Annotated in this window: 4 protein-coding genes and 1 tRNA gene; 1 reads left to right on the top strand and 4 read right to left on the bottom strand. The window is 34.4% G+C overall.

Features of this window, described 5'->3' with window-relative positions; genetic code table 11:
- Positions 1-203: 203 nt before the first annotated feature.
- Both MUW73_RS00730 and MUW73_RS00725 read right to left on the bottom strand, forming a co-directional pair.
- A complete protein-coding gene (locus MUW73_RS00730) occupies positions 204-662 on the bottom strand; it encodes a DUF4293 family protein (protein WP_243018731.1) in 459 nt (152 codons plus the stop codon).
- A 66-nt stretch (positions 663-728) separates the two neighbouring features.
- Positions 729-802 (bottom strand) — tRNA-Asp (locus tag MUW73_RS00725).
- Between the two features lie 231 nt (positions 803-1033).
- On the opposite strand from MUW73_RS00725, the gene MUW73_RS00720 reads away from it, so the two are divergent.
- Entirely contained in the window at positions 1034-1321 is a 288-nt protein-coding gene (locus MUW73_RS00720; protein WP_243018730.1) for an HU family DNA-binding protein, read from the top strand.
- Positions 1322-1824: 503 nt separating this feature from the next.
- Here MUW73_RS00720 and pth read toward each other — a convergent pair.
- A complete protein-coding gene (gene pth / locus MUW73_RS00715; protein ID WP_243018729.1) occupies positions 1825-2382 on the bottom strand; it encodes an aminoacyl-tRNA hydrolase in 558 nt (185 codons plus the stop codon).
- Positions 2383-2435: 53 nt separating this feature from the next.
- Entirely contained in the window at positions 2436-3023 is a 588-nt protein-coding gene (locus MUW73_RS00710) for a 50S ribosomal protein L25/general stress protein Ctc (protein ID WP_243018728.1), read from the bottom strand.
- Positions 3024-3560 lie beyond the last annotated feature (537 nt).

The following is a 3560-nucleotide window of genomic DNA, read 5'->3' as shown; positions in this document are numbered from 1 at the left end:
GCTGTTTTTCTATGTCAGCTGTAAGGGGCGCTTGCTAATCGCAACTATTTTACAAGGAACGTTTTGCCTAGAACCACTATAGATTTGAATGCATACCCTTGAACGGTAACAAAAATGTTTCCGTGGTTAGTACATAAACTATATTTTTTCTCTACCAGAGCATTGAACAACTTAAGCAATCCTAAAGCTAAGGCAAACATCCTTTAGCGTAAACGATCCTCGTTAACTAGCTGTTCGTCTTTTTTAATATAATACCTTGCCAGTAGGTTGGCCATTAAAGCAATGAAAGGAAAAAAGATGCCTATTTTATAGCTGCTATACCCCTGCAGCATATAGGCTGTGTTGGCCTTCTTAACAAGAAACAAAGTCAAGATGATTAATAGCACTAATGTTAGGCTTATCCGAGCAGTTAAACGAAGCTGTAACTTTCTACTATCATGCCGAACAATAGCATATGCTGCTGTTACAGCAAGGCAACAAGCTAATAAAGCCGACAAACCATAAGGGAATATAATATATTGTTCCTTAAAAACAATAAGCGCATAGGGCATTATGGTACAAAGACTATCCAAATCTACTTTCTCCCAAATTGGTAGTTTCAAGAAGAAAAACATAGCCATGCAAACAGCGCTTAAATAAAGAGATTGAATTCTTTGAATCATGGGGGAAAGATAAAATAAGGCAAGAGAACAAAACGCTAAAAAAGAAAAGAGGATAAAGAATTTATGCGGTCTGGACGGGACTCGAACCCGCGACCTCCTGCGTGACAGGCAGGCATTCTAACCAGCTGAACTACCAGACCTTGAAAATTTCAACTAACCACTGCACCAGAGTACAAATATAATGCATAAATTGCTATTTATCAAAAATAATAATCTTTTTATCTATAAAAATAATTGCAACTTAAAATTGTCTCATGTAAATTGATGGCATGATAATGAACTTGTTATTCATATGAACCTAGTTGGTGGCTCTGGCTTAAACACTACCCATCACCATTAATCACTGTATAATTTTTAAATCAGTATATACTATGACCAAAGCAGAAGTAATTTTAGCAATCTCCCGTAAAACGGGACTTGATAAAGAAGATGTCAAAAATACGCTAGATGAGCTATTCCATGTTATTCAAGATGCTGTAACAGCTAATCATCGGGTTCATTTCAGTGGATTTGGTAGTTTTTCTAAAAAGAAACGAGCAAAAAAAATTGGACGTAACATTAGTACCAATACAGCTATTGTGGTAGAGGAACACTACATTCCATTTTTTAAGCATTCTAAGTTTTTTGCAGCAAAAATTAAAGCTGCTGATGCTGTATAGCACTTTATAAAGTTTAAACAGGCTGATCATTATTATGATTATAAAATAGACTAACTAGTCAAATGGTTTATTTTTTCAGCATAGTTGGCATGCCAAAGTAGTCTTATAAAAATAGATAGTACAAATTCTATTAAGCAGTACCTTTATCTATTATCTATTTTAAATAGATCATGAAAATCTGCTGCCCAATGTGAGTATTGATACAAAAATTTTTATTGTATTAGCTATATTGTTCAGACAAATAGTGTCAATTTAAACCTTTAACGCTTAGTAAATTTTTTAACAAAAGATGGATAAAGAATTTGACCATTATCTATTACTTTTTGCTTGATTATACCTTTGATCAAGCAAAAAGTAACTTAAAATTGCTCATAAGCATTTTTAGCCTTAAGTTCAATTTAAATAAACATCTATATGCAACGGTCTGATCTATCTTGTTAGCCCCCCTTAAAGAAACCGCTGAACTGGGGTTTTTATTCCTTTTATACCTAGCTAATTTAGCCCTAATTAAACTGATTCATAGTATGAAGAGTACCTCTATTACACCAAGCCATCAATATTTCTCCTGCTTTATCCAAATAACTATCCATTGCCTTTAATTCTTCTGGGTTAAAATTACCCAAGACAAAATTCGAAAGCCCTCCTTTAGGAAAATCACTGCCAATACCCACTCGAAGACGCGGATAATGATCTGAAGCCAAAGCACGCGCAATGCTTTTTAATCCATTATGACCTGCATCAGAACCTTTGGCCCGTAAACGAATCGTACCAAAGGGAAGTGTGACATCATCTACAATCGTTAAACTTTGCTCAATGGGTATTTTTAAATAATCAACCCAATACCTAACCGACCTACCGCTATCATTCATATAGGTGGTAGGCTTGATTATATATACTTGATGCTGGTGGAAAATAAAAGAGGCAATAGAAGCCAATCGACCTAATTGAAATCTAGCTTTCTGTTGAACCGCTAGATAATCCACCACTAAAAAGCCTACATTGTGTCTGGTATAGGCATACTCGAGGCCAATATTGCCCAATCCAACCAGTAATAGCTTCATAATTTCTTGGCTAATTGCTAAGCAGCATAGCAATGCTAGGTAAAAAATAGTCTCTATTTCTTAGTTTTTTTCTCCTCTTTACTGGCTGCACTACGCAATGCTCGTGGAATCTCGATAGAGGCAACTGGTGTATTAGGCAATGCCAAAATAGTATAATTTGCTATTGGGATGTGATGCACACGCACAATTTGCCCTAAATCAAGATCAGAAACATCAATATTAACCATCGATGGCATATCTTTAGGATAAGCAGAAATAGTTAGTTTTCTTTGCTTTTTTGAAAGTACTCCTCCTTTAGATACACCTATCGCTTTACCAACAAATGCGGTAGGTATTTGCATTTTTATTTTCTTATCATCAAAAATTTGTAAAAAATCTACGTGCAACATCATTTCACTTACAGGGTGAAATTGCATTTCCTGCAAAATACATCTGTAAATAGATCCTTCAATATTTAGATCTACAAAATGGGCATGAGGTGTATAAACCAAGTCACGTAAAAAAACCATAGGTACATAAAAATGAACTTGTTCTGTTCCCCCATATAGCACACCTGGTACTTGTGCCGCTATTCTTAACTGCTTAGACTCAGCTTTACCGAGATTTGCTCTTTTATACCCTAGAATCTCTATTACCTTCATATTTGTTGTTTATGATCAATGTAAAATTAATATGTTTGATGTATTTTGGACTTGCTATCCTACTGCTATACGTTAAATAAGCAGAATTAAAACCAAATTTAATAAAAAAATCGATATAAAATGTATAGTGGACTGGTTTATTCAGACAAATTGTATGGGTTCAAGCAATGGCGTCAACTTAAGGAATTTTTAATTATTTTTATTTGATTATAAGTCTTTTTTATCTTACTTTTTTCTTGATAAAAAAGTAAGCAAAAAATCAAGCCCTGGTAAAAAGTTGCGGAAAGCGCCTCTTACAGCTGGAAAAACAGCATCCACCCTGCAACATCCATTCCAGCTGTTTTTCCATGTCAGCTATAAGGGGCTCTTTCTGATCGCAACTATTTTACAAGGGGCGTTTTTTTATATATTATTATATATAATAATCAATTAAATATACCCCTTAAGTTGACGCCATTGTCTGTTCCTGACACTGTTAAAAAATGAATTTTTTAAAGCTACTTTTTGCTTGATCAAAAAGTAGCCAAAAAATCAAGC

Source organism: Candidatus Cardinium sp. cByotN1 (assembly GCF_022810525.1).
Taxonomy (GTDB): Bacteria; Bacteroidota; Bacteroidia; order Cytophagales; family Amoebophilaceae; genus Cardinium.
The sequence above is the reverse complement of the archived record's forward strand: the minus strand, read 5'-3'. Positions and strand labels throughout refer to the sequence as shown.

Coding starts and splice junctions, on each gene's coding strand:
- MUW73_RS00730 (WP_243018731.1), bottom strand. CDS start 662: ATGATTCAAAGAATTCAATCTCTTTATTTAAGCGCTGTTTGCATGGCT.
- MUW73_RS00720 (WP_243018730.1), top strand. CDS start 1,034: ATGACCAAAGCAGAAGTAATTTTAGCAATCTCCCGTAAAACGGGACTT.
- pth (WP_243018729.1), bottom strand. CDS start 2,382: ATGAAGCTATTACTGGTTGGATTGGGCAATATTGGCCTCGAGTATGCC.
- MUW73_RS00710 (WP_243018728.1), bottom strand. CDS start 3,023: ATGAAGGTAATAGAGATTCTAGGGTATAAAAGAGCAAATCTCGGTAAA.